Source organism: Massilia sp. (assembly GCF_032106685.1).
Classification (GTDB): domain Bacteria; phylum Pseudomonadota; class Gammaproteobacteria; order Burkholderiales; family Burkholderiaceae_D; genus Telluria.
On the sequence record NZ_DAMCPG010000007.1, the window covers coordinates 135,998 to 158,184 of the forward strand.

Below are 22,187 nucleotides of genomic sequence, written 5' to 3' on the forward strand. Positions count from 1 at the left end.
AGGTTAGCACTGAAACATTCTGCGTTGACGCACTGTTGCCGGGGTACTTGAGTGAAATCAAGGGAGGTCAGAATGCATTTGTAGGGTGGACACCTGTGTCCACGCTGTCTCATCGCTTGCGTGGCGGCGCCTCCGCCGTCATCGATCCGCAAAGGGACCGGCTGGCGGATGCCGAGTGGTTCGCATGAGTTCAATCCGCGTGGACACAGGTGTCCACCCTACGAAGGCCCGCACAACACGCTATCCTGTTGACTGTCAAACCTTATCAGACCTATAGTTACGAATGATTTCCGAATTCCAAGACCTATCTGACAAGATCGAGCGGCTCGCCGAGCTCGTCGGGGCGTTGCGCAGCGAGAATGCGCATCTGCAGCAGACCAACGTCCTGCTCAACGAAGTGAACGCGGCGCTCCTCGAGCGTCTGGTCGAGGCCCAGCGCCGGCTGGAAGCCGTGATCGAGCAATTGCCCGCGCCGGCCGAGGAAGAAGACGCCGAACCGACCGACACCGAGGCCACCCGATGATTTACCTGGATGTGACGATCATGGGCCAGCCCTACCGCCTGGCCTGCAAGGAAGGCGAGCAGGCGACGCTGCGCGACGCCGTGCGCTATCTCGACGGCAAGATGATCGCGCTGCGCGACTCCGGCAAGGTGAAGGGCACCGACCGCATCGCCGTCATGGCGGCGCTGAGCGTGGCTGCCGAATTCCTGTCGGTCAAGTCGCCGCAGGGGCCGCTGTCGGACATGACGATGCTGGAAGTGAAACAAAAGCTCGCCGCCATGCATAGCGTGCTCGACCAGGCCCTGGCGCCGCAAGAAAATTTGCCCTGACAGTCCAAATTCGTTTGACATGCCCGTTCAAGCGAGTAAACTGCGAGGCACCCTGCGGTGTTCGAGATTGCCATATATTCCTTGAACCATTTTTGTGCATCGGTTGCGGGATTATGTTCGATGGGCGTGAGCGTCGCTAGTCCGACGAACCCGAAATTGAGCTAACTGCGACCACCTTGAACCGTCAGGTTCTGGGATGCCGGCATAAACGGCACAGGCGGGGCATTATTCCGAAAACGGTTGCGCGCATCTGCACGCAGCCGTTTTTTTATGTCCGCGCGCTTTTGGAAAAGCGTGTCTTTTCGTGGAGTGAAGCAGCGATGCGCTATTGGTTGATGAAATCGGAACCGGACGAAGTGAGTTTCGACGATGTGCTGGCCGCACCCGGGCAAACGGTCGCCTGGTTCGGCGTTCGCAATTACCAGGCCCGCAATTTCATGCGCGATGCGATGCAACCCGGCGACGGGGTCCTGTTTTACCACTCCAGTTGCCCGGTGCCCGGCGTCGCCGGAATCGCGCAGGTCGCAAGCGGCCCGTATCCCGACGCATCGCAATTCGACAGCAAGGGAAAATACTTCGACCCGAAAGCCACGCGCGAACAGCCGCGCTGGATTTCCGTCGACGTTAAGGCGGTGGAGCAGGGCCGCTACCTGCCGCTGTCCGAGATGCGCGCCATTCCCGAACTCGAAGACATGGTCCTGCTGCAGAAAGGCAGCCGCCTGTCCATTTCGCCGGTGACGCCCGGCCAGTGGAACAGGATCCTCGAATTGATCCGCAACTGATTTCGCCGCCTGATCCGTAGGGTGGGCAGCTTCGCTGCCCACGCGTTCAGGAGCCGCGCGCATCGACGCGACGCCAGCCAAGAACCCGTCGGGCGACCGCGCTACTCCCCGTTTCGCTTCCAGTCCAGCCGCCGTCCGCACCGTCAGATCGCCCATCGCCACCCGAATTTACTTGCTATTGTTAGATAATTGGCTAATAATCAAACCATGAGCACCGTCTTCAAAGCCCTGTCCGATCCGACCCGCCGCAAGGTCCTGCAACTGCTGCAGGAGCGCGGCCCGATCGGCGCGGGCGAACTCGCGGAGATGTTCGATGTCTCCAAGCCGACCATGTCGGCGCACTTCGCGGTGCTCGTGTCGGCCGGTCTCATCGACGCCGAGAAGCAGGGGCGCAACGTCACCTATCGCCTCAAGCTGTCGGTGCTCGAGGAGGCGCTGCTGGCGTTTGCCCGGACGTTTGGATTGCAGGTCACGCGGCCGGACGACGGCCATCCCGAAGCTCGATCGACACAGGAGAAACCATGAACGCTGCTCTACCGTATGGCCGTGCGCTGCTGGGCGCGGGACTCATCCTCGCCGTTGCCGGCGCGCTGCGCTGGGCCACGCCTGACTACCTCGACGCCGACGTGGCGCCGCGCTTCATGGGCGTGCTGCTCGGCGCCATCGTCGTCTTCTACGCGAACGTGATCCCGAAGTCGCTGACCAGCCTGGCCCGCCTGCGCTGCGCACCCGAACGCGAACAGGCCGCACGCCGCTTCGCCGGCTGGAGCCTGGTGCTGGGCGGCCTCGGCTACATGCTGGCAGCGCTGTTCGCGCCGCTGGCCTCGATGCACCTGATCGGCGGCAGCCTGCTCGGACTGTCCCTGCTGGCGGCGATCCTGCGCTGCGCCGGCCCGGCCCGGGCCTGAAGAGGCATCGTGATTGCGACATTGGCGGCCTCACCGGCGCACGGCAAAACGACTGGGCGCCCGTTTATCCGACCAGTACTTCGCTGATCTGGATCACCGGCTTCTGGTTGGTGTAGTTCGGAATGTCGGCCATGATTTCCCTGGTATGCGGACCGAAGCCGGCCTGGAAGGCATCGACCGAATCGCAGAACAGGTGGCCCATGGCGATGTAGGGCGCGTTCGCGTCCGGCGAGCCGGCCGATATCGCCTTGTCGACCGTGTAGTACTTGCAGTAGTCACCCATCAGTCTTTTTACCATGGGCATGTGCTGATCCCGGTAATAGACTTCGTCGAATCGGGCTTCCGGGCCGTTCGGGTACATCACGCTTACCTTGATCATCGCCTGCCTCCTGGTGGTGGGTAACTCAAGTATGGGAAGACATCGTGCACCGATGGCGGGCGCTTTGCAAGCGGCGCGTCGGGCGCGGGGGCATGCGTACTTGCCCGTACAATGGCTGCATGACAGAAGACCATGCATCGTTCCGGCGAATGGGACCGCGCGCGCTCGACGCCGCCCTGCGCGATGCGCGCCGGCGCACGCTGGCCCTGTTCGACGCGCTGGCGGCGGCCGGCTACGACAGTGTGGCGCGGGTGCCGCGCCTTGCCATCCTGAATCCACCACTGTGGGAACTGGGGCACGTCGCCTGGTTCGCGGAATGGTACGTCCTGCGCGCAGCCACCGGCAGCGCGCCGGGCGAAGCCATCGGCCAGTCCTTGCTACCGCACGGCGACGACTGGTTCGACTCGAACGCGGTGGCCCACGACACGCGCTGGGCGCTGGGCCTGCCCGCGCCAGGCGCGATCCAATCGTATTGCCGCGAGGTGCTGGACCGGATGCTGGAGCGCCTGGCGCGCATGCAGGACGACGCGCCGGACGACGCGCCGGACGACGACGCTGCGCTGTATCCCTGGCGCCTGGCCCTCGCGCACGAGGACATGCATGGCGAAGCCCTGCTGTACACCTTGCAGACGCTGGGCGCGCCGGCCCCCGCCGGATTCGCGGATGCCGCCGCGCGCGGCGGGGAAGCCCGCTCAGCCGGCGACATCGCATTCGATGCTGCCAGCTTCCTGCGCGGCGGGGAGCAGGCCCGCGGCTTCGTGTTCGACAACGAACGGCAGGTGGCGCCTTGCCAGGTCGCGCCGTTCGCGATCGACGCCGGGCTGGTGTCGAACGCGGCCTACCTCGCCTTCGTCGAGGATGGCGGCTACCGGCAGGAAGGGCACTGGAGCGAGGCCGGACGCGCCTGGCTGAGGACGCAGCAGCGCGCGGCGCCACGTTATTGGCAGCCGGAAGGAGCGGGCTGGAGCACCGTGCGCTTCGGCGCCCGGATGGCGCTCGATCCGGCCGAGCCGGTGCGTCACGTCAGCCTGCACGAGGCCGAGGCCTATTGCCGCTGGGCGGGGCGGCGCCTGCCGCTGGAAGAAGAGTGGGAGTATGCGGCGCAGGCCGGCCGGCCCGGCTTTGCCTGGGGCGGCCTGTGGGAATGGACGGCATCGCGCTTCCAACCGTATGCGGGTTTCGTCCCGGACCGCTACCGCGAGTATTCGGCGCCGTCGTTCGGCGCTTGCCAGTCCGTGCGCGGCGCGTCCTTCGCCACGCCGGCGCGCCTGCATTCTGCGCACTTCCGCAACTTCTACCTGCCCGGCCGCGACGACATCTTCGTCGGCTTTCGCACCTGTGCCGCCTGAGCCGGCCGCTTCGACAATTCGCGGGCCATCGACTAGTATGCATTTCTTGCATGTTCGAAAGGCCATGATGTTGTCGATGCCAGTCCTCTCTTCGCCGTCCCCCGCTGCGCCGCGCAGCGGCGCGCACCCGTCCACCCGCACCGGCAGGGAGGCGGCATGGACCCGCTGCTGATCCTGGCCCTGCTGGCCATGGGCTGCTTCGGCGGATTCGCCGCCGGCCTGCTCGGCATCGGCGGCGGCATGATCCTGGTGCCCTTCATCACCATGATCCTCGACGCGCGCCAGGTGCCGCACGAACTGGTGGTGCACATGGCGATCGCGACCTCGCTCGGCACCATCATGTTCACCTCGCTGTCCTCGGTGCGCGCGCACCACAAGCATGGCGCGGTGCGCTGGGACATCGTGAAATTGCTGGCGCCCGGCATCCTGGTCGGCTCGACCATCGGGCCCTGGATCGGCAAGCAGATGAATACGTCGATGCTGTCCTTCTTCTTCGGCGCCTTCGTCGCTTTCTCGGCCACGCAAATGCTGGTGAACAAGAAGCCGGCGGCGGCGCGCGATTTACCGAAGGCGCCCGGCATGTTCGCGGCGGGCGGCGTGATCGGCATCCTGGCGGGGCTGGTGGGGGCGGGCGGTGGCTTCGTCTCGGTGCCCTTCATGACCTGGTGTAACGTGCGCATCCACAACGCGGTCGCCACCAGCGCCGCGCTCGGGTTCCCGATCGCCTTTGCCGGCACGCTGGCGAACGTGTTCTATGGCTGGGGCGAACCGGGCCTGCCCGACTATTCGCTGGGCTTCATCTACGTACCGGCGCTGTTGATTATCGTCGCTGCCAGCGTGGCGATGGCGCCGGTCGGCGCGCGGACCGCGCACCGGATGCCGGTGCGGCGTTTGCAGAAAGTGTTCGCGGTGATCCTGTACGCGCTGGCGGCCTACATGTTCTGGAAGGCGGCCTCGTAGGGTGGACGGCTGCGCCCGTGCGTATGAACGGCTTGTGGCTGCGCCGCCGTCCACGCGTTCAACGCACGCTTGAATGCTCGTGCAGCTGCTCATCCGCTGGTTGAACGCGTGGGCGGCGCGCAAGCCGCAGTCTGCTCACGCGATCAGGTGGAGCCGACCACCCTACGTCCATCCTTCGACGAATACGCCCAGGCCAGCATGACCAGCGCCGCGACGATCATCGGCAGCGACAGCACCTGGCCCGAGGTGATCGGCAGTCCCATCACCGTGGTTTCCCAGTCCGGCACGCGGAACCATTCGGTGAAGAAGCGCGCGCAGCCGTAGAGCAGGGTGAACATGGCGCCGACGGCCAGGCGCGGGCGCGCCTTGCGCGCGTAGGGCCACAGGATCAGGAACACCAGGATGCCGTCGATTAGCATCTGGTAGAGCGGCGACGGGTGGCGCAGGGTGTCGAGATAGCCGATGCCGTCGGGATTCGGCCAGCGCATCGCCCACGGCAGGCTGGCGTCGGCAACCCGGCCCGGCAGTTCGTGGTTGATGAAGTTGCCCAGGCGGCCGGCGGCGTAGCCGAGCGGGACCATCGGGGCGATGAAGTCGTAGACGTCGAGGATGTTGCGTTTCGATTTGCGGGCCCACAGGGCCATGGCGATCAGCACGCCCAGGAAGCCGCCGTGGAAGGACATGCCGCCCTTCCAGACCTTGAAGATTTCGAGCGGGTTGGCGAAGAAATAGCCCGGCTGGTAGAACAGCACTTCGCCCAGGCGGCCGCCGAGCACGACGCCGAGCATGCCGTAGAACAGCATGTCGTCCAGGTCCTCGTTCTTCCAGCCTTGCGCGGCGATGTGCGGCTGCTTGATGCGCACGCGTCCCAGGATGATGAACATCGCGAACGCGAGCACGTACATCAGGCCGTACCAGTGGATGTCCACGGGGCCGATCGAGAACGCGATCGGGTCCGGATTCGGGTGTACCAGCATATTATGTCTTCCTCAGTAATTCCAAAAAGCCCCGCAGCACCGGAGAAGCGTTGTCGCGCCGCCAGGCCAAGCCGAGTTCGACCAGCGGTGTCGGGTTGGCAAGGGCACGGTATTCTACGCCGGGGCGCAACAGGTTCGACACGGATTGTGGCACAAGTGCCAAGCCCATGCCCGCGGACACGAGGCTGACGATGGTCTGCATCTGGATCGCTTCCTGGCCGATGGCCGGCGTCAGGCCGGCGTCGCGGAAGCAGCCGAGGATGGCGTCGTACAGGCTGGGCGCGCTCTTGCGCGGGAAGACGATCAGCGGCAGCGGAGGAAGCGTGCGCAGGTCGACCGGCTTGCCGTCGTCCGGCAGCACCCCGCCTGGGGCGCACAGCACCAGCGGTTCCTCGAGCACGCTGGCGTAGTCGAGCAGGTCGCGGGCCTTGTCCGGCAGCGGCGGGATCAGGAGGCCGGCATCGATGCGTCCGTGCAGCAAGTCATCGACCTGGACGTCGGTCGTCGCTTCCCGCAGCACCAGCTCGACCTTCGGAAAGGCCGCGCTGTAGTCGCGCAGCAGCGGCGGCAGCACGCTGTAGTCGGCCGGCGTGACGAAGGACAAGGCCAGTCGTCCGGATTCCCCGGCGGCCGCGCGGCGCACCAGTTCCGGAATGCCTGCGGCCTGATCGAGCAGGCGCCGCGCCTCGGGCAGCAGGGCGGCGCCGGCCGGCGTCAACGCGACCTGGCGCCGGGTGCGCAGGAACAGCGGCGCGCCCAGGTTGTCCTCCAGCGCCGCGATCGCCTGCGACAGCGGCGGCTGGGTCATGTGCAGGCGCGTGGCGGCGCGGCCGAAATGCAGCTCTTCGGCCACCGTCACGAAGTAGCGCAGCTGGCGCAGTTCAAGATTCATCGATATGCGTTTCCATGGATTTAGTCATCATTGATATGCCTGTCATATCACAGCCCGGCAAATCTTACATTTGACGCCGCGTGGCGCGCAAGGCATGCTCGCAAGACGTGTTCAAGGAGGCCACCATGCCCGAGAAGCCACGCTACAACCGCCGCTCCCGCAACGTCACCGAAGGTGTCGCCCGCGCCCCGAATCGCTCGATGTACTACGCGATGGGTTACCAGAAGGAAGATTTCGACAAGCCGATGATCGGCGTGGCCAATGGTCACTCGACGATCACGCCCTGCAATGCCGGCCTGCAGAAGCTGGCCGACGTCGCCATCGCCGCCATCAAGGAAGCCGGCGCCAACCCGCAGGTGTTCGGTACCCCGACCATTTCCGACGGCATGTCGATGGGCACCGAGGGCATGAAATTCTCGCTGATCTCGCGCGAAGTCATCGCCGACTGCATCGAGACCTGCGTCAACGGCCAATGGATGGACGGCGTGGTCGTCATCGGCGGCTGCGACAAGAACATGCCGGGCGGGATGATCGCCCTGGCGCGCGCGAACGTGCCGGGGATCTACGTCTACGGCGGCACCATCAAGCCGGGCCACTGGAAAGGCAAGGACCTGACGATTGTCTCGGCCTTCGAGGCGGTCGGCGAATTCACGGCCGGGCGCATGAGCCAGGAAGACTTCGACGGCATCGAGAGGAACGCCTGCCCATCGTCGGGCTCCTGCGGCGGCATGTACACGGCCAACACCATGTCGTCCTCGTTCGAGGCGCTCGGCATGTCGCTGCTGTATTCGTCGACGATGGCCAATCCCGACGACGAAAAGGTCGGTTCGGCGGCCGAGTCGGCGCGCGTGCTGGTCGAGGCGGTGAAGCGCGACCTGAAGCCGCGCGACATCATCACCCGCCGATCGATCGAGAACGCGGTGTCGTTGATCATGGCCACTGGCGGCTCGACCAACGCCGTGCTGCACTACCTGGCGATTGCCCACGCCGCCGAGGTCGAATGGACGCTCGACGACTTCGAGCGCGTGCGCCTGCGCGTGCCCGTCATCTGCAACCTGAAACCGTCCGGCCAGTACGTCGCGACCGACCTGCACCATGCCGGCGGCGTGCCGCAGGTGATGAAGATCCTGCTCGAGGCCGGCCTGCTGCACGGCGACTGCGTCACCATCACCGGGCGCACCCTGGCCGAGGAACTGGCCGACGTGCCTTCGACACCGCGCGCCGGCCAGGACGTGATCCGCCCCATCGACCAGGCCTTGTATGCCCAGGGCCACCTGGCGATCCTGAAGGGCAACCTGTCGCCGGAAGGGGCGGTGGCCAAGATCAGCGGCCTGAAGAATCCGGCCATCACGGGTCCTGCGCGCGTGTTCGACGACGAATACACGGCGATGGACGCGATCCTCGGCAACCGCATCCAGCCGGGCGACGTGCTGGTGCTGCGCTACCTGGGCCCGAAGGGCGGGCCGGGCATGCCGGAAATGCTGGCGCCGACCGGCGCGCTGATCGGCAAGGGCCTGGGCGAATCGGTGGGATTGATCACCGACGGCCGCTTCTCGGGCGGCACCTGGGGCATGGTGGTCGGCCACGTGGCGCCGGAAGCCTTCGAGGGCGGGACGATTGCGCTGGTGCGGGAAGGGGATTCGGTGACGATCGACGCCAACCAGCTGCTCATTCAACTGAACGTGCCGGAAGACGAAATCGCCCGCCGCCGCGCCGCCTGGACCCGTCCGGCGCCGTGTTATACGCGCGGGGTGCTGGCCAAGTTCGCGGCGCTGGCGTCGAGTGCAAGCAAGGGCGCCGTGACCGGTTGAGCGAAAGGAGCTTAGGGTGGACGGCTATGCCGTCCACGCGTTCAACGCACGGGCGCGTTGTGGCGAAGCCGGCTCCGGGCGAATGCATCGGGAAGGATAAAACGCTCCCCGGTGTTCATTTGCGCTGGTCGAACGACTTCTTCACCCGCGCCCGGCGCCGCTTCTCGTCCTCGTCATGGGCCTTCTTCTTGTCCCAGCCGAGCAGCTTTTCGACGTACTCGAACCAGACGAAGGCGAAGACCATCAGGCCGACGATCCACCACCAGGACAGTTCGGCGAAGCGCCACACTTCAAAAAAGCGCAAGCCCACCAGGGCGGCAATCAACAGGATCAGGGGCATGGTCATTTCTCCAGGATCCCAGCATCTTACAAAGATTTCGATGCTCTGTGGCAAAATGCTCATGTGTGGTGGAAATGCCTCGGCATCAAAACGTAAGCGTCGTTACAGAGTGTGACCACAGCATGTCCTTGCTGGGAAACGCGGTAGAATGCAATTAGTTAACCATGGAGAGTCTTAGATGAAACGGTCCTTGATGTTGTGCGTAGTGTTGTCGGCCCTCGCATCCTCGAGCGCATTCGCGCAAGCCGACCTGGCAAAGGCGAAAAACTGCATGGCTTGCCACGCCGCGGCGACCAAGCTGGTCGGCCCGGCCTACAAGGACGTTGCCGCCAAATACGCCGGCCAGAAGGGCGCCGAAGACAAACTGGTGCAGAAGGTCATGAAAGGCGGTTCGGGCGCCTGGGGTCCGGTCCCGATGCCGGCCAATCCGCAGGTGAGCGAAGCCGAAGCGCGCAGCCTGGTGAAATGGGTGCTGGCCACCAAGTAATCCGCGTCGAATCTCGCGAAAAGCGCGCCCTGGTGGCGCGCTTTTTTATTGTTGGCGCAGAACGTAGGGTGGGCAGCTCGACCCGGGCCGGGTGATATATCGTGGCGCCTGCGCTGCCCACGCGGTGATGGTTGGCGGCTCCGATACCGGACGCGGCGATCTTGCTGCTAACGATCACCGCGTGGGCACGGAGTGCCCACCCTACGTCGCGCCGGCAACAACTCAACGGATCACATCCAGTTTCGCCTTCTTCCCATCCTTGTAGGTGAACAGGGTCAGCGCGCCGTTCTCGATGTCGCCCTTGGCGTCGAAGCGGATGTCGCCGGTCACGCCGCGGTAGGCGATCTTCTTCAGTTCGGGCAGGTATTTCGACGGTTCGGCCGAGCCGGCCTTCTGCATCGCGCTGGCCATCACCATCACCGCGTCGTACACGTAGGGTGCGTAGAGCTGCACGTCCTTGCCGGTCTTTTGCCTGAAGCGGGCGCGGAAGTCGGCCATGGTTTTTTCCTGTTCCGCGCCAGTCACGCCCCCGGCCTCGGCGCAGATCACCTTGCCTTCGATACCGACGGCGTCGCCCGCGAGCCGGCCCAGCGCGTCGGTGCAGACGCCGTCGCCCCCCATGAAGCGGGCCGTGATGCCCAGGTTCTTCATCTGCTTGAGCATCGGCCCGCCGACCGCGTCCATGCCGCCGAAGAACACCAGGTCGGGCTTCTTCGCGCGGATCGAGGTCAGGATCGCGGTGTAGTCGGTCGCGGTGGCGCTGGTGAACTCCTTGCCGACGATCTTCACGCCCGGCCCCTTGGCGCCCTTGACGAACTCGGTCGCCACGCCCTGGCCATAGGTGGTGCGGTCGTCGATGACGGCGATGTTCTTCGCCTTCAGGGTGTCGACCGCATACCTGGCCAGCGTGCCGCCGAGCTTGCTGTCGTCGGCGACCACGCGGAACGTCCCGGGGAAGCGCTGGCGCGTGTACTGCGGCGCCGTGGTGGCCGGCGAGATCTGCGGGATGCCGGCCTCGTTGTAGATTTTCGACGCCGGAATCGAGGTGCCCGAGTTCAGGTGGCCGACCACGCCCTTGACCTTCGCGTCGACCAGTTTCTGGGCCACGGCCGTGCCCTGTTTCGGATCGGAGGCGTCGTCCTCGGCGACGAGCTGGAAGGTGACTTTCTGGCCGCCCAGGGTAAGGCCCTTGGCGTTGAGGTCGTCGATCGCCAGGCGCGCCGCGTTTTCCATGTCCTTGCCGAGGTGGGCGACCGGGCCCGAGGTCGGGCTGACGTGGCCGATCTTCACGACTTGCTGGGCGGCGGCGGTCCCGGCGGCGGCCAGCGCGGCGGCCAGGAGGATGAGCTTGGTGGTCATGTGTTCTCCAAAGTGGGGATGGCGCCATTGCGCTAGACCGCCAGCGTGCGCCGGTTACGGGTTAATGCAGAGAAAAAGGTACAACAAAAATCGGGCGGGGGAAAGCGGGAAAAGAGGGCCAATGGCGAGGCACCACGGCAGGAGCCGGTTTTCGGTAGGGTGGGGTCTCGACCCCACGCGGTTGTACGTTTGGGAGGTCGAATCGCGTGCAAAAGGCGTGGGACGCGGCGCGCCGGGCGGGAGCCGGCGCATCGAGTAGGCGTCGGCAGCGGTCGGTGGGGTCGAGACCCCACCCTACGCCACCTATTTCTGCCCGAACTGCACCGCCGCCACCTGCTGCGCCACGACCTGCTCGACCGCCTGGCGCACGCCTTGGCGGATCTGCTCGTTGGTCGCGGCCAGTGCGCCGCGCACGACGGCGTCGATCTGGGATTGCAGCTGCTGCACGACACGCTCGGCGATCCGGCGTTCGAGTTCGTCCCAGTCCGGCGCCGCTTCCTGCACGGGGGCGGGCTCGGCGGCCGGCGCCGCGGACTCGGCCGGCCCCGATCCCGGCACCGGTTCCAGCACCAGGGGGTCGAGCACAACCTCGGTCAACACGGGAATGCTGCTATCGAAGGCCGGGTTCTGGCTCATGATTGTCCTGCGACGAAGTGGGTCAACGGGTAGGACTGCTTTTTGTACGCGACGTAGCGCTGGCGGCCGGCGGCGGCATCCTGCTCGTCGGTGGAGATGATCTCGAACACGCGGGCGAACTGGGCAAACGTGCCGGGCGTGCGCCGCGTCAGGTTCACCAGCATCTCGTAGTGCGGCAATGCCACGTCCTCGCGGTCGGTGACGATGATCGGCGTCTGCTCCGCCAGCGGGTCGCCGGCCAGCACATGCGGGATGAAATCCGTTTCCGACAAGGTCCACAGGGCGTCGTTCAGGGCGGCGGCCTGGGCCGCGTCCTCGGCCAGCAGCACGAGCTTGGCGCGCGTCGACCAGGCCTTGCGCGCCAGGCGGCAGGCGTAGCTCAGTTTGTCGGGAATGTTGGTATGGAAGTCGATCCGGGTCATGGTTCAGGATTGTAATGCGAACGGCCCGCCAACGGTGTTCAACCGTGGGCGGGCCGTGGTTTATTGCTGACTAGGCCTGGCTCAGCCGTTCATGCCGTTATGGCGCAGCAGGGCGTCGATCGAAGGTTCGCGGCCGCGGAAGGCCTTGAACGATTCGAGCGCCGGACGCGAGCCGCCGACCGCCAGGATTTCGCGCTGGAAGCGGCGCCCGGTCTCGACCGAGATCTCGCCGCCACCGGCTTCGACCGCCTCTTCGAACGCCGCATACGCGTCGGCGGACAGTACCTCGGCCCACTTGTAGCTGTAGTAGCCGGCCGCATAGCCGCCCGCGAAGATGTGGCCGAAGGAGTGCTGGAAGCGGTTGAAGGACGGCGGGATCAGGACCGCGAACTTCTGGCGCACGTCGTCGATCAGTTCCTGCACGGTCTGCTGGCTGTTCGGGTCGAAGTCGTAGTGCAGATGCATGTCGATCAGCGAGAATTCCACCTGGCGCAGGGTCTGCATGCCCGACTGGAAGTTCTTCGCCGCCAACATCTTCTCGTAGAGCGCGCGCGGCAGCGGTTCGCCCGTCTTCACGTGGGCGGTCATGCCTTGCAGCACGTCCCACTCCCAGCAGAAGTTTTCCATGAACTGCGAAGGCAGCTCGACCGCATCCCACTCGACGCCCGAGATGCCCGACACCGACAGCTCTTCGACTTCGGTCAGCATGTGGTGCAGGCCGTGGCCGAATTCGTGGAACAGGGTCGTGACTTCGTCGTGCGTGAACAGCGAGGGCTGCAGCTTGCCGTCCACCGTGGCGGGCGGGGTGAAGTTGCAGGTCAGATAGGCGACCGGGGTCTGGATGATGCCACCGGTGGTGGTGCGGCGTCCGCGCGCGTCGTCCATCCACGCGCCCTGGCCCTTGCCGGCACGCGCGTACAGATCAAAATAGAACTGGCCGACCAGCTCGCCGTCGCGCTCGATGCGGTAGAAGCGCACGTCCGGGTGCCAGACCGGCGCATCGTCCGGCTGGATCTGCACCGAGAACAAATTTTGCACGACCTTGAACAGGCCTTCGATCACCTTGTGTTCGGGGAAGTATTCCTTCACTTCGTGGGCCGAGAAGGCATAGCGCTTCTCGCGCAGCTTTTCCGAGGCATAGGCCACGTCCCAGGCCTGCATGTCATCGATCCCGAGCTCGTCTTTCGCGAAAGCGCGCAGCTCAAGCAGGTCCTTTTCGGCGAAGGGACGGGCGCGGCGCGCCAGGTCTTCGAGGAAGCCGATCACGTGCTCCGGGCTTTCGGCCATCTTCGGCACCAGCGACACTTCCGCGAAGTTGCGGTAGTCGAGCAGCTTGGCTTCCTCGTCGCGCAGCTTGAGCAGGGTGGCAATGTTCCCGGTGTTGTCCCACTTTTCCAGTTCGCTGAACACGGTGCCGGCGTCCGACGCCTTGGTGGCGCTGGCGCGGTAGATCGTTTCGCGCAGGGCGCGGTTGTCGGCGAACTGCAGTACCGGGAAGTAGGACGGGAAATGCAGGGTGAATTGCCAGCCGGCCTTGCCTTCGCGTTCGGCCGCGGCGCGCGCGGCGGCCTTCACGTCGTCGGGGATGCCGGCCAGTTCGCTTTCGTTCTCGACGACCAGCTTGTAGTCGTTGGTGGCGTCGAGCACGTTTTCAGAGAAGCGGGTGGAAATGGCCGCGTGCTGTTCCTGGATCGCGGCGAAGCGTTCTTTCTTGTCGGCGGGCAGTTCGGCGCCGCCCAGGCGGAAGTCGCGCAGGGCGTTCTCGACGATGCGCTTCCTGGCCGGCGACAGGTTGACGAAGTCCGGATTCGCGCGGATCGCCTTGTACTTGTCGAAGAGAAGCTCGTTCTGACCCAGGATGGTCCAGAACTCGGTGACCTTCGGCTGGTTCTCGTTGTAGGCGGCGCGCAGCTCGGGCGTGTCGGCCACGTGGTTCAGGTGGTTGACGATGCCCCAGGCGCGGCCCAGGCGTTCGGTCGCTTCTTCCAGCGGCACCACGAAATTGTCCCAGGTCACGTTGTCGCTCGGCGCTTCGAGCTTGGCCACCACCTCGGTGGCTTCCTTGATCAGTTGCTCGATGGCTGGCGTGACGTGTTCCGGACGGAACAGGTCGAAGCGCGGCAGGCCCGAGAAATCGAGAAGGGGATTACTGGTGTCAATGCTCATGGTGTTCCTTCCTAGGGGTTCCGGAATCGCTCGCTGGAGCGATTCCGCTCGTTCGAGCTGATTTACATTATGCAACGCCCGGTTTCGGATCCATGCCCGTGGCCTGGGCCAACTGTTCCTGGCGCTTGCCGAGCACGCGCTCCGCGGACTCGACGGTATTCATCAGGAGCATGGTGATCGTCATCGGACCGACACCGCCCGGCACCGGCGTGATGTGGGCGGCCACTTCGCTGACGCCGGCAAAGTCGACGTCGCCGCACAGCTTGCCGGCGTCGTCGCGGTTCATGCCGACGTCGATCACGATCGCGCCCGGCTTGACCATGTCGGCGGTGACGGTGTTGCGGCGGCCGACGGCGGCGACGATCACGTCGGCCTGGCGGGTGTGGTAGCCCAGGTCCGGCGTTGCGCTATGGCAGATGGTGACGGTGGCGTTGGCTTGCAAGAGCAGCAGGGCCATTGGCTTGCCGACGGTGTTCGAGCGGCCGATGACGACCGCATGCTTGCCGCGCAGGTCGTAGCCGGTCGATTCGATCAGCTTCATGCAGCCGTAGGGCGTGCAGGGGCGGAAGCCCGGCAGGTTGGCGACCAGTTCGCCGGCCGACAGCACCGAGTAGCCGTCGACGTCCTTGCTTGTGGCGATCGCCTCGATGACCTTGCTCGGGTTGATGTGCTTGGGCAGGGGCATCTGCACCAGGATGCCGTGGATGCTCGGGTCCTCGTTCAGGGCGGCGATGCGCGCCAGCAGGGCAGCCTCGGTCAGGTCGGCGTCGTACTTTTCCAGCACCGAATGAAAACCGACGTCGCCGCAGGCCTTGACCTTGTTGCGCACGTAGACCTGGCTGGCCGGGTCTTCGCCGACCAGGATCACGGCCAGGCCCGGCTGCTGGCCGGCAGCGGCGAGTTTGGCCGCGCGCTCGGCGATATCGGCGCGCAGTTGTTGGGAAAGTTTGACTCCGTCGATCAGTTGGGCTGGCATGGTGGGGCTCATCACTGGACAAAGATGAAATTATAAGGCCGGCACGGGTATCGCGCGCCGCGCTGCGCGCTTCGTTGTCATATTTACCGATGGGAGAGCTGATGGCTTTCGTAGGGTGGACTTGGCCACGACAGGCATCTGTGTCCACGCCGTATAGGGTGTAGGGTGGGTCCTTGAACCCACGCGGTCGAAACGATGCGTTATCGCGTTACATGACAACGGCCTGATCGCATTCACGGGCCGGCGGTTGCGGCGCGATGATGCATGCGTTCATACCGCGTGGGTTCAAGAACCCACCCTACGAAACCCGTCTTGCATTGGTAATTCCATATTATGAAACGAAATATCGTAATTTGAAAAAGCCTAAGTGCACTGGTAGAATCGCACGGCTTAATTTCATGTTTACTGTTCATCAAATCCGCCGCCGGCGATCTGGGGATCGGGGTGGGGCACAAACCAAGGAGACGCACTGATATGTCAGCTCAACTCGATCAATTGACGGCCCAGGCCGCCAATGACCCGGACGCCCTCGAGACCAAGGAATGGCTCGACGCGCTCGAGGCGGTCATCGAAAACGAAGGTACCGAGCGCGCCCACTACCTGATGGAGCGCCTGGTCGACCTGGCGCGCCGCCGCGGCGCCCACATCCCGTTCTCGAGCAACACCGCCTACGTGAACACGATCCCGGCCCACCTGAACGTGAACTGCCCGGGCAACCTCGAATACGAAGAGCGCCTGCGCTCGTGGATGCGCTGGAACGCGATGGCGATGGTGGTCAAGGCCAACCGCGCCGACGGCGACCTGGGCGGCCACATCTCCTCCTTCGCCTCGCTGGCGAACATGCTGGGCATCGGCTTCAACCACTTCTGGCACGCTCCGACCGAAGAGCACGGCGGCGACCTGCTCTACATCCAGGGCCACAGCTCGCCCGGCATCTACGCGCGCGCCTTCCTGGAGGGCCGCCTGAGCGAAGACCAGCTGCTGAACTTCCGCCGCGAAGTCGACGGCAAGGGCCTGTCTTCGTATCCGCACCCGAAACTGATGCCGGACTTCTGGCAGTTCCCGACCGTGTCGATGGGCCTCGGCCCGCTGATGGCGATCTACCAGGCGCGCTTCCTGAAGTACCTGCACGCGCGCGGCATCGCCAAGACCGACAACCGCAAGGTCTGGGTCTTCTGCGGCGACGGCGAGATGGACGAGCCGGAATCGATGGGCGCGATCGGCATGGCCGCGCGCGAGCGTCTCGACAACCTGGTCATGGTCGTCAACTGCAACCTGCAGCGCCTGGACGGCCCGGTGCGCGGCAACGGCAAGATCATCCAGGAACTGGAAGCGGACTTCCGCGGCGCCGGCTGGAACGTCGTCAAGGTCATCTGGGGCTCGCAGTGGGATGCCCTGCTGTCGAAAGACAAGGACGGCATCCTGCAGCGCGTGATGATGGAAACCGTCGACGGCGAATACCAGAACTACAAGGCCAAGGATGGCGCCTACGTGCGCAAGCACTTCTTCGGCAAGCACCCCGAGCTGCTGAAGATGGTCGCCAACATGAGCGACGACGACATCTGGCGCCTGACCCGCGGCGGCCACGACCCGCACAAGATCTACGCCGCCTTCAAGAACGCGCAGGAGAACAAGGGTTCGCCGACCGTGCTGCTGGTGAAGACCGTCAAGGGCTTCGGCATGGGCAAGTCGGGCGAGGCGCGCAACACCGCGCACCAGACCAAGAAGCTCGATGACGAAGCGATCCGCGAAATGCGCGACCGCTTCAACATCCCGATCCCGGACGACAAGCTGGCCGAGATCCCGTTCTTCAAGCCGTCCGACGACGCGCCTGAAATGAAGTACCTGCACGAGCGCCGCCAGGCCCTCGGCGGCTACCTGCCGCAGCGCCGCTCGAAGGCCGACGAAGCCCTGGTCGTGCCGCCGCTGGAGTCGTTCAAGGCCGTGCTCGAGCCGACCGCGCCGGGCCGCGAGATCTCGACCACCCAGTCCTACGTGCGCGTGCTGACCAGCCTCTTGAAGGACCAGAGCCTGGGCCAGCGCATCGTCCCGATCCTGGTCGACGAATCGCGTACCTTCGGCATGGAAGGCCTGTTCCGCCAGATCGGCATCTTCAACCAGCAGGGCCAGCTGTACGAACCGGTCGACAAGGACCAGGTCATGTACTACCGCGAAGACAAGGCCGGCCAGATCCTGCAGGAAGGCATCAACGAAGCGGGCGGCATGAGCTCGTGGATCGCCGCGGCGACCTCGTACTCGTCGAACAACCGCACCATGATCCCGTTCTACACGTTCTACTCGATGTTCGGCATGCAGCGCGTGGGCGACCTGGTCTGGCTGGCGGGCGACATCCGTGCGCGCGGCTTCCTGATGGGCGGCACCGCCGGCCGCACCACGCTGAACGGTGAAGGCCTGCAGCACGAGGACGGCCACAGCCACATCATCGCGGCGACCGTCCCGAACTGCCTGCCGTACGACCCGACCTTTGGCCACGAGGTGGCGGTGATCATCCGTGACGGCCTGCGCCGCATGGTCGAAGAACAGGAAGACGTGTTCTACTACATCACCATCATGAACGAGAACTACGAGCAGCCGGGCCTCAAGCCAGGCCAGGAAGAGGGCATCCTGAAGGGCATGTACCTGTTCCAGGAGGGCGACAAGAAAGCCTCGATGCGCGTCCAGCTGATCGGCTGCGGCACCATCCTGCGCGAATCGATCTTCGCCGCCGAGCTGCTGAAGAACGACTGGGGCGTCGCCGCCGACATCTGGTCCGCGCCGTCGCTGACGCTGCTGGCCCGTGACGGCCAGGATGCCGAGCGCTGGAACATGGTGAATCCGGATGCCGAGCAGCGCGTGCCTTACGTGACCTCGCTGATGCAAAACACCACCGGCCCGATCGTCGCGACCACCGACTACATGCGCATGTTCGCCGAGCAGATCCGCGCCTACATGCCGAAGGACCGCACCTATAAAGTGCTGGGCACCGACGGCTTCGGCCGCTCGGATTCGCGTGTCAAGCTGCGCGAGTTCTTCGAGGTGAACCGCTACTACGTCACCGTCGCCGCCCTGCGCGCGCTGGCCGACGAAGGCAAGATCGACAAGGCCGTCGTGGCCCAGGCGATCGCCAAGTACGGCATCGACGCCAACAAGCCGAATCCGGTGACCCAGTAATGCTCATGGTGTGCGCCAGTCCCTGTGGCTGGCGCATGCCGGTGCACCCATATCAAAAATAACGGAGCTAACACTATGAGCATTGTGGAAGTCAAAGTCCCTGACATCGGCGACTTCAAGGAAGTCGAGGTCATCGAGCTGATGGTCAAGCCGGGCGACACGATCAAGGTCGACCAGTCGCTCGTGACCGTCGAATCGGACAAGGCATCGATGGAAATCCCGTCGAGCCATGCCGGCGTGGTCAAGGAAGTCAAAGTCAAGGTCGGCGACAAGGTTGCCGAAGGTTCGCTCGTGCTGCTGCTCGAGGAAGCCGGCGACGCCGCCGCGCCTGCGCCGGCTGCTGCCGCAGCGCCGGCGCCAGCCGCAGCACCGGCCGCTGAAGCCGCCCCTGCGCCTGCCGCTGCCCCTGCGGCCGCTGGCGGCATCGTCGAAGTCACCGTGCCGGACATCGGCGACTTCAAGGAAGTCGAAGTCATCGAACTGATGGTCAAGCCGGGCGACCAGATCAAGGTCGACCAGTCCCTGATCACCGTCGAATCGGACAAGGCGAGCATGGAGATCCCGTCCAGCCACGCCGGCACCGTCAAGGAAGTGAAGGTCAAGGTCGGCGACAAGGTCGCCAAGGGTTCGCTGGTGCTGCTGGTCGAGTCGACTGGCGGCGCAGCCGCTGCACCTGCTGCTCCGGCTCCGGCGCCTGCCGCCGCCGCACCATCGGCCCCTGCTGCCGCACCTGCTGCTACCCCTGCCGCCGCGCCCGCGCCGGCAGCCGCGCCAGCCCAGGGCGTCACCGGCTCGAAAGCCCACGCCTCGCCGTCGATCCGCAAGTTCGCCCGCGAACTGGGCGTCGACCTGGCGCGCGTGCCGGGCACCGGCCCGAAAGGCCGCATCACCCAGCAGGACGTGCAGAACTTCGTCAAGGGCGTGATGGCCGCGCCGCAGGCCGCCGCGGCGCCTGCGAAAGGCGGTTCGGGCGTCGGCCTGGACGTGCTGCCATGGCCGTCGCTGGACTTCTCGAAGTTCGGTCCGACCGAAACCGTGGCCCTGCCGCGCATCAAGAAGATCTCCGGTCCGAACCTGCACCGCAACTGGGTCATGATCCCGCACGTGACCCACTTCGAGGACGCCGACGTCACCGACCTGGAGCAGTTCCGCGTCGATTCGAACGCGGCGCTGGCCAAGCAGAAATCAAGCGTCAAGCTGACCATGCTGGCCTTCGTCATCAAGGCGTCGGTCGCCGCGCTGAAGAAGTTCCCGCAATTTAACTCGTCGCTGTCGGAAGACGGCGCCAGCCTGATCGTCAAGCAGTACTACAACATCGGCTTCGCCGCCGACACCCCGAACGGCCTGGTGGTCCCGGTCGTGAAGGATGCCGACAAGAAGACCATCTCGCAGATCGCCGTCGAAATGGGCGAACTATCAAGCCAGGCGCGCGAAGGCAAGCTCTCGCCGGCGAACATGCAGGGCGCGACCTTCACCATCTCGTCGCTGGGCGGCATCGGCGGCACCGCCTTTACGCCGATCATCAACGCACCGGAAGTCGCGATCCTCGGCCTGTCGAAGTCGGCGATGAAGCCGGTCTGGGACGGCTCGGCCTTCCAGCCGCGCCTGATGCTGCCGCTGTCGCTGTCGTACGACCACCGCGTGATCGACGGCGCCGGCGCCGCGCGCTTCGCCGCCTACCTGGCCGACGTCCTGGCCGACCTGCGCAAGACCCTTCTGTAAGGAGCGCCGAGCATGAGTACTGTTGAAGTAAAGGTCCCGAACATCGGCGACTTCAAGGACGTCGAGATCATCGAACTGATGGTCAAGCCGGGCGACACGATCAAGGTCGACCAGTCGCTGGTCACCGTCGAGTCGGACAAGGCCTCGATGGAGATTCCGTCGACCCACGCCGGCGTGGTGCAGGAACTGAAGGTCAAGGTCGGCGACAAGGTGAACGAAGGTTCGCTGCTGCTGACCGTCGAGGAAAGCGGTGCGGGTGCTGCGGCTCCGGCTGCCGAAGCCAAGCCGGCCGCATCGGCTGCGCCTGCCGCCCAGATCGGCGCGCAAGCCGTGGCGCCGACCGCGGCCGCAGCCCCGACCGATTCCTACGCGCCGGCCCATAAAGCCGACGCCGCCGCACCGAACGCCGTGTCCGCCCCGAACGCGGCCAGCTACAGCGGCCAGGTCGACGTCGAATGCGACATGATGGTGCTGGGCGCCGGCCCCGGCGGCTACTCGGCCGCCTTCCGTTCGGCCGACCTCGGCATGAACACGGTGCTGGTCGAGAAGTACGCCACCCTCGGCGGCGTCTGCCTGAACGTGGGCTGCATCCCGTCGAAGGCGCTGCTGCACGTGGCGCACATCATGGACGAGACCGCGCACATGGCCGACCTTGGCGTCTCCTTCGCCAAGCCGGACGTGGACATCGACAAGCTGCGCGCCTACAAGGACAAGGTCATCAAGACCATGACCGGCGGCCTGGCCGGCATGGCCAAGGCGCGCAAGGTCAACGTGGTGCAGGGCGTGGGCCAGTTCCTCAGCCCGAACCACATCGAAGTTACCGGCCCGGACGGCGCGAAGAAGGTCGTGAAGTTCGCGAAAGCGATCATCGCCGCCGGTTCCGCGGTCGTGAAGCTGCCCTTCGTGCCGGAAGATCCGCGCATCGTCGACTCGACCGGCGCGCTGGAACTGCGCCAGGTGCCCAAGCGCATGCTGGTCATCGGCGGCGGCATCATCGGCCTGGAAATGGCGACCGTGTACTCGACCCTGGGTGCGCGCATCGACGTGGTCGAGATGATGGACGGCCTGATGCAGGGCGCGGACCGCGAGGCCGTCAAGGTCTGGCAGAAGTTCAACGCCCACCGCTTCGACAACATCATGTTGAAGACCAAGACGGTCGGCGTGGAAGCGCTGCCGGAAGGGATCAAGGTGACCTTCGAGTCGGCCGAGGCAGGCGTGGCAGCGCCCGCGCCGCAGGTCTACGACCTGGTGCTGGTGGCCGTGGGCCGCAGCCCGAACGGCAAGAAGATCGCCGCCGACAAGGCCGGCGTGGCGGTCACCGACCGCGGCTTCATCCCGGTCGACGGCCAGATGCGCACCAACGTGCCGCACATCTTCGCCATCGGCGACCTGGTGGGCCAGCCGATGCTGGCGCACAAGGCCGTGCATGAAGCCCACGTCGCGGCCGAAGCCGCCCACGGCGAGAAGGCATTCTTCGACGCCAAGGTGATCCCGTCGGTGGCCTACACCGATCCGGAAGTGGCATGGGTCGGCCTGACCGAGGACGAAGCCAAGCAGAAGGGCATCGCGGTCGAGAAGGGCCACTTCCCGTGGGCCGCCTCGGGCCGCGCGGTGGCCAACGGCCGCGCGGAAGGCTTCACCAAGCTGCTGTTCGACGCCGAAACCCACCGCATCATCGGCGGCACCATCGTCGGCACCAGCGCCGGCGACATGATCGGCGAGATCGCGCTGGCCATCGAGATGGGCGCGGACGGCGTGGACATCGGCAAGACCATCCACCCGCACCCGACCCTGGGCGAGTCGATCGGCATGGCGGCGGAGGTCTACAAGGGCGTCTGCACCGACTTGCCGCCGCCGCGCAAGCGCTGATCGGCAGCCAGGCGGCAACGTCGCACTGGCAAGGAAAACGGGACCGGATGGTCCCGTTTTTTTTCGTGGCGCTGTCACCGTTACCTGTTGGTTTGATTGAACTGCCGAGCTGCGGCGTGGTCTGAGTATGTATCCAGACCAGCGACGAGG

General features: G+C 65.3%; 21 protein-coding genes and 1 other RNA gene. 13 read left to right on the top strand and 9 right to left on the bottom strand.

Translation table 11 applies throughout. From position 1 onward, the window contains the following. Window positions 1-283: 283 nt before the first annotated feature. The 6 genes from RT688_RS06775 (at window position 284) to RT688_RS06800 (ending at window position 2,521) form a co-directional block, all read left to right on the top strand. Window positions 284-523, top strand: a complete 240-nt coding sequence (locus RT688_RS06775) for a hypothetical protein (RefSeq protein WP_313704083.1) — start codon at window positions 284-286, stop codon at window positions 521-523. Beyond that, window positions 520-831 carry a cell division protein ZapA gene (locus RT688_RS06780; protein ID WP_312550970.1) on the top strand — a complete coding sequence of 104 codons (312 nt, stop codon included), beginning with the start codon at window positions 520-522 and terminating at the stop codon, window positions 829-831. Before RT688_RS06775 ends, RT688_RS06780 begins: the two co-directional genes overlap by 4 nt. A gap of 46 nt (window positions 832-877) precedes the next feature. Further along, window positions 878-1,059: non-coding RNA, 6S RNA (gene ssrS, locus RT688_RS06785), on the top strand. Window positions 1,060-1,151: 92 nt separating this feature from the next. Continuing rightward, a complete protein-coding gene (locus tag RT688_RS06790; protein WP_313704102.1) occupies window positions 1,152-1,613 on the top strand; it encodes an EVE domain-containing protein in 462 nt (153 codons plus the stop codon). 207 nt (window positions 1,614-1,820) lie between these two features. Beyond that, window positions 1,821-2,138 (top strand): metalloregulator ArsR/SmtB family transcription factor, encoded by a 318-nt coding sequence (locus RT688_RS06795; protein ID WP_313704084.1) that lies wholly within the window; start codon window positions 1,821-1,823, stop codon window positions 2,136-2,138. Beyond that, complete coding sequence (locus RT688_RS06800; RefSeq protein ID WP_313704085.1) at window positions 2,135-2,521, top strand: hypothetical protein; 387 nt, start codon at window positions 2,135-2,137, stop codon at window positions 2,519-2,521. The genes RT688_RS06795 and RT688_RS06800 overlap by 4 nt, the downstream gene beginning before the upstream one ends. A 64-nt stretch (window positions 2,522-2,585) precedes the next feature. Here the strand turns inward: RT688_RS06800 and RT688_RS06805 are convergent, their stop codons facing one another. Beyond that, complete coding sequence (locus RT688_RS06805; protein WP_313704086.1) at window positions 2,586-2,900, bottom strand: EthD family reductase; 315 nt, start codon at window positions 2,898-2,900, stop codon at window positions 2,586-2,588. 119 nt (window positions 2,901-3,019) lie between these two features. On the opposite strand from RT688_RS06805, the gene senA reads away from it, so the two are divergent. Then, complete coding sequence (senA, locus tag RT688_RS06810) at window positions 3,020-4,249, top strand: selenoneine synthase SenA (RefSeq protein ID WP_313704087.1); 1,230 nt, start codon at window positions 3,020-3,022, stop codon at window positions 4,247-4,249. A gap of 156 nt (window positions 4,250-4,405) precedes the next feature. Next, window positions 4,406-5,209: a sulfite exporter TauE/SafE family protein gene (locus RT688_RS06815; protein WP_313704088.1), complete on the top strand. Its 804-nt coding sequence runs from the start codon at window positions 4,406-4,408 to the stop codon at window positions 5,207-5,209. A 143-nt stretch (window positions 5,210-5,352) separates the two neighbouring features. Here the strand turns inward: RT688_RS06815 and lgt are convergent, their stop codons facing one another. Both lgt and RT688_RS06825 read right to left on the bottom strand, forming a co-directional pair. Beyond that, entirely contained in the window at window positions 5,353-6,186 is an 834-nt protein-coding gene (lgt, locus tag RT688_RS06820) for a prolipoprotein diacylglyceryl transferase (protein WP_313704089.1), read from the bottom strand. A gap of 1 nt (window position 6,187) precedes the next feature. Then, window positions 6,188-7,078, bottom strand: coding sequence for a LysR family transcriptional regulator (locus tag RT688_RS06825; RefSeq protein ID WP_313704090.1), 891 nt, complete (start codon window positions 7,076-7,078; stop codon window positions 6,188-6,190). A 125-nt stretch (window positions 7,079-7,203) separates the two neighbouring features. On the opposite strand from RT688_RS06825, the gene ilvD reads away from it, so the two are divergent. Next, window positions 7,204-8,889 carry a dihydroxy-acid dehydratase gene (gene ilvD / locus RT688_RS06830; RefSeq protein WP_313704091.1) on the top strand — a complete coding sequence of 562 codons (1,686 nt, stop codon included), beginning with the start codon at window positions 7,204-7,206 and terminating at the stop codon, window positions 8,887-8,889. A 115-nt stretch (window positions 8,890-9,004) separates the two neighbouring features. Here ilvD and RT688_RS06835 read toward each other — a convergent pair whose 3' ends face one another. Then, window positions 9,005-9,229 (bottom strand): TIGR04438 family Trp-rich protein, encoded by a 225-nt coding sequence (locus tag RT688_RS06835; protein ID WP_313704092.1) that lies wholly within the window; start codon window positions 9,227-9,229, stop codon window positions 9,005-9,007. Window positions 9,230-9,407: 178 nt separating this feature from the next. Here RT688_RS06835 and RT688_RS06840 point away from each other — a divergent pair, with 178 nt between their 5' ends. After that, on the top strand, window positions 9,408-9,716 hold the full coding sequence (locus tag RT688_RS06840; protein WP_312551878.1) for a c-type cytochrome: 309 nt from the start codon (window positions 9,408-9,410) through the stop codon (window positions 9,714-9,716). A 222-nt stretch (window positions 9,717-9,938) separates the two neighbouring features. Here the strand turns inward: RT688_RS06840 and RT688_RS06845 are convergent, their stop codons facing one another. The 5 genes from RT688_RS06845 to folD all read right to left on the bottom strand — a co-directional run bounded on the left by RT688_RS06845 (window position 9,939) and on the right by folD (window position 15,275). Next, the gene (locus tag RT688_RS06845; protein WP_313704093.1) at window positions 9,939-11,075 is read right to left on the bottom strand and encodes a branched-chain amino acid ABC transporter substrate-binding protein; all 1,137 of its coding nucleotides are present in this window, start codon (window positions 11,073-11,075) and stop codon (window positions 9,939-9,941) included. A gap of 303 nt (window positions 11,076-11,378) precedes the next feature. Then, on the bottom strand, window positions 11,379-11,711 hold the full coding sequence (locus RT688_RS06850; protein ID WP_313704094.1) for a hypothetical protein: 333 nt from the start codon (window positions 11,709-11,711) through the stop codon (window positions 11,379-11,381). After that, on the bottom strand, window positions 11,708-12,133 hold the full coding sequence (locus RT688_RS06855) for a DNA polymerase III subunit chi (RefSeq protein WP_313704095.1): 426 nt from the start codon (window positions 12,131-12,133) through the stop codon (window positions 11,708-11,710). The genes RT688_RS06850 and RT688_RS06855 overlap by 4 nt, the downstream gene beginning before the upstream one ends. An 81-nt stretch (window positions 12,134-12,214) precedes the next feature. After that, window positions 12,215-14,299 carry a M3 family metallopeptidase gene (locus tag RT688_RS06860; protein ID WP_313704096.1) on the bottom strand — a complete coding sequence of 695 codons (2,085 nt, stop codon included), beginning with the start codon at window positions 14,297-14,299 and terminating at the stop codon, window positions 12,215-12,217. A 67-nt stretch (window positions 14,300-14,366) separates the two neighbouring features. Then, a complete protein-coding gene (folD, locus tag RT688_RS06865; RefSeq protein WP_313704097.1) occupies window positions 14,367-15,275 on the bottom strand; it encodes a bifunctional methylenetetrahydrofolate dehydrogenase/methenyltetrahydrofolate cyclohydrolase FolD in 909 nt (302 codons plus the stop codon). Window positions 15,276-15,749: 474 nt separating this feature from the next. On the opposite strand from folD, the gene aceE reads away from it, so the two are divergent. From aceE to lpdA, 3 genes are all read left to right on the top strand, one after another. Then, entirely contained in the window at window positions 15,750-18,446 is a 2,697-nt protein-coding gene (aceE, locus tag RT688_RS06870; protein ID WP_313704098.1) for a pyruvate dehydrogenase (acetyl-transferring), homodimeric type, read from the top strand. Between the two features lie 75 nt (window positions 18,447-18,521). Then, window positions 18,522-20,168 carry a dihydrolipoyllysine-residue acetyltransferase gene (gene aceF, locus RT688_RS06875; protein WP_313704099.1) on the top strand — a complete coding sequence of 549 codons (1,647 nt, stop codon included), beginning with the start codon at window positions 18,522-18,524 and terminating at the stop codon, window positions 20,166-20,168. 12 nt (window positions 20,169-20,180) lie between these two features. After that, on the top strand, window positions 20,181-22,037 hold the full coding sequence (gene lpdA / locus RT688_RS06880) for a dihydrolipoyl dehydrogenase (protein ID WP_313704100.1): 1,857 nt from the start codon (window positions 20,181-20,183) through the stop codon (window positions 22,035-22,037). Window positions 22,038-22,187 lie beyond the last annotated feature (150 nt).

Excerpts from the sequence above, each read along its gene's own strand:
- RT688_RS06860 (WP_313704096.1), bottom strand. The coding sequence starts at position 14,299 with ATGAGCATTGACACCAGTAATCCCCTTCTCGATTTCTCGGGCCTGCCG.
- folD (WP_313704097.1), bottom strand. The coding sequence starts at position 15,275 with ATGCCAGCCCAACTGATCGACGGAGTCAAACTTTCCCAACAACTGCGC.
- RT688_RS06825 (WP_313704090.1), bottom strand. The coding sequence starts at position 7,078 with ATGAATCTTGAACTGCGCCAGCTGCGCTACTTCGTGACGGTGGCCGAA.
- senA (WP_313704087.1), top strand. The coding sequence starts at position 3,020 with ATGACAGAAGACCATGCATCGTTCCGGCGAATGGGACCGCGCGCGCTC.
- RT688_RS06855 (WP_313704095.1), bottom strand. The coding sequence starts at position 12,133 with ATGACCCGGATCGACTTCCATACCAACATTCCCGACAAACTGAGCTAC.
- aceE (WP_313704098.1), top strand. The coding sequence starts at position 15,750 with ATGTCAGCTCAACTCGATCAATTGACGGCCCAGGCCGCCAATGACCCG.
- RT688_RS06815 (WP_313704088.1), top strand. The coding sequence starts at position 4,406 with ATGGACCCGCTGCTGATCCTGGCCCTGCTGGCCATGGGCTGCTTCGGC.
- RT688_RS06835 (WP_313704092.1), bottom strand. The coding sequence starts at position 9,229 with ATGCCCCTGATCCTGTTGATTGCCGCCCTGGTGGGCTTGCGCTTTTTT.
- lgt (WP_313704089.1), bottom strand. The coding sequence starts at position 6,186 with ATGCTGGTACACCCGAATCCGGACCCGATCGCGTTCTCGATCGGCCCC.
- lpdA (WP_313704100.1), top strand. The coding sequence starts at position 20,181 with ATGAGTACTGTTGAAGTAAAGGTCCCGAACATCGGCGACTTCAAGGAC.
- RT688_RS06845 (WP_313704093.1), bottom strand. The coding sequence starts at position 11,075 with ATGACCACCAAGCTCATCCTCCTGGCCGCCGCGCTGGCCGCCGCCGGG.
- RT688_RS06775 (WP_313704083.1), top strand. The coding sequence starts at position 284 with ATGATTTCCGAATTCCAAGACCTATCTGACAAGATCGAGCGGCTCGCC.
- RT688_RS06795 (WP_313704084.1), top strand. The coding sequence starts at position 1,821 with ATGAGCACCGTCTTCAAAGCCCTGTCCGATCCGACCCGCCGCAAGGTC.
- RT688_RS06840 (WP_312551878.1), top strand. The coding sequence starts at position 9,408 with ATGAAACGGTCCTTGATGTTGTGCGTAGTGTTGTCGGCCCTCGCATCC.
- RT688_RS06790 (WP_313704102.1), top strand. The coding sequence starts at position 1,152 with ATGCGCTATTGGTTGATGAAATCGGAACCGGACGAAGTGAGTTTCGAC.
- RT688_RS06780 (WP_312550970.1), top strand. The coding sequence starts at position 520 with ATGATTTACCTGGATGTGACGATCATGGGCCAGCCCTACCGCCTGGCC.
- RT688_RS06800 (WP_313704085.1), top strand. The coding sequence starts at position 2,135 with ATGAACGCTGCTCTACCGTATGGCCGTGCGCTGCTGGGCGCGGGACTC.
- RT688_RS06805 (WP_313704086.1), bottom strand. The coding sequence starts at position 2,900 with ATGATCAAGGTAAGCGTGATGTACCCGAACGGCCCGGAAGCCCGATTC.
- aceF (WP_313704099.1), top strand. The coding sequence starts at position 18,522 with ATGAGCATTGTGGAAGTCAAAGTCCCTGACATCGGCGACTTCAAGGAA.
- RT688_RS06850 (WP_313704094.1), bottom strand. The coding sequence starts at position 11,711 with ATGAGCCAGAACCCGGCCTTCGATAGCAGCATTCCCGTGTTGACCGAG.
- ilvD (WP_313704091.1), top strand. The coding sequence starts at position 7,204 with ATGCCCGAGAAGCCACGCTACAACCGCCGCTCCCGCAACGTCACCGAA.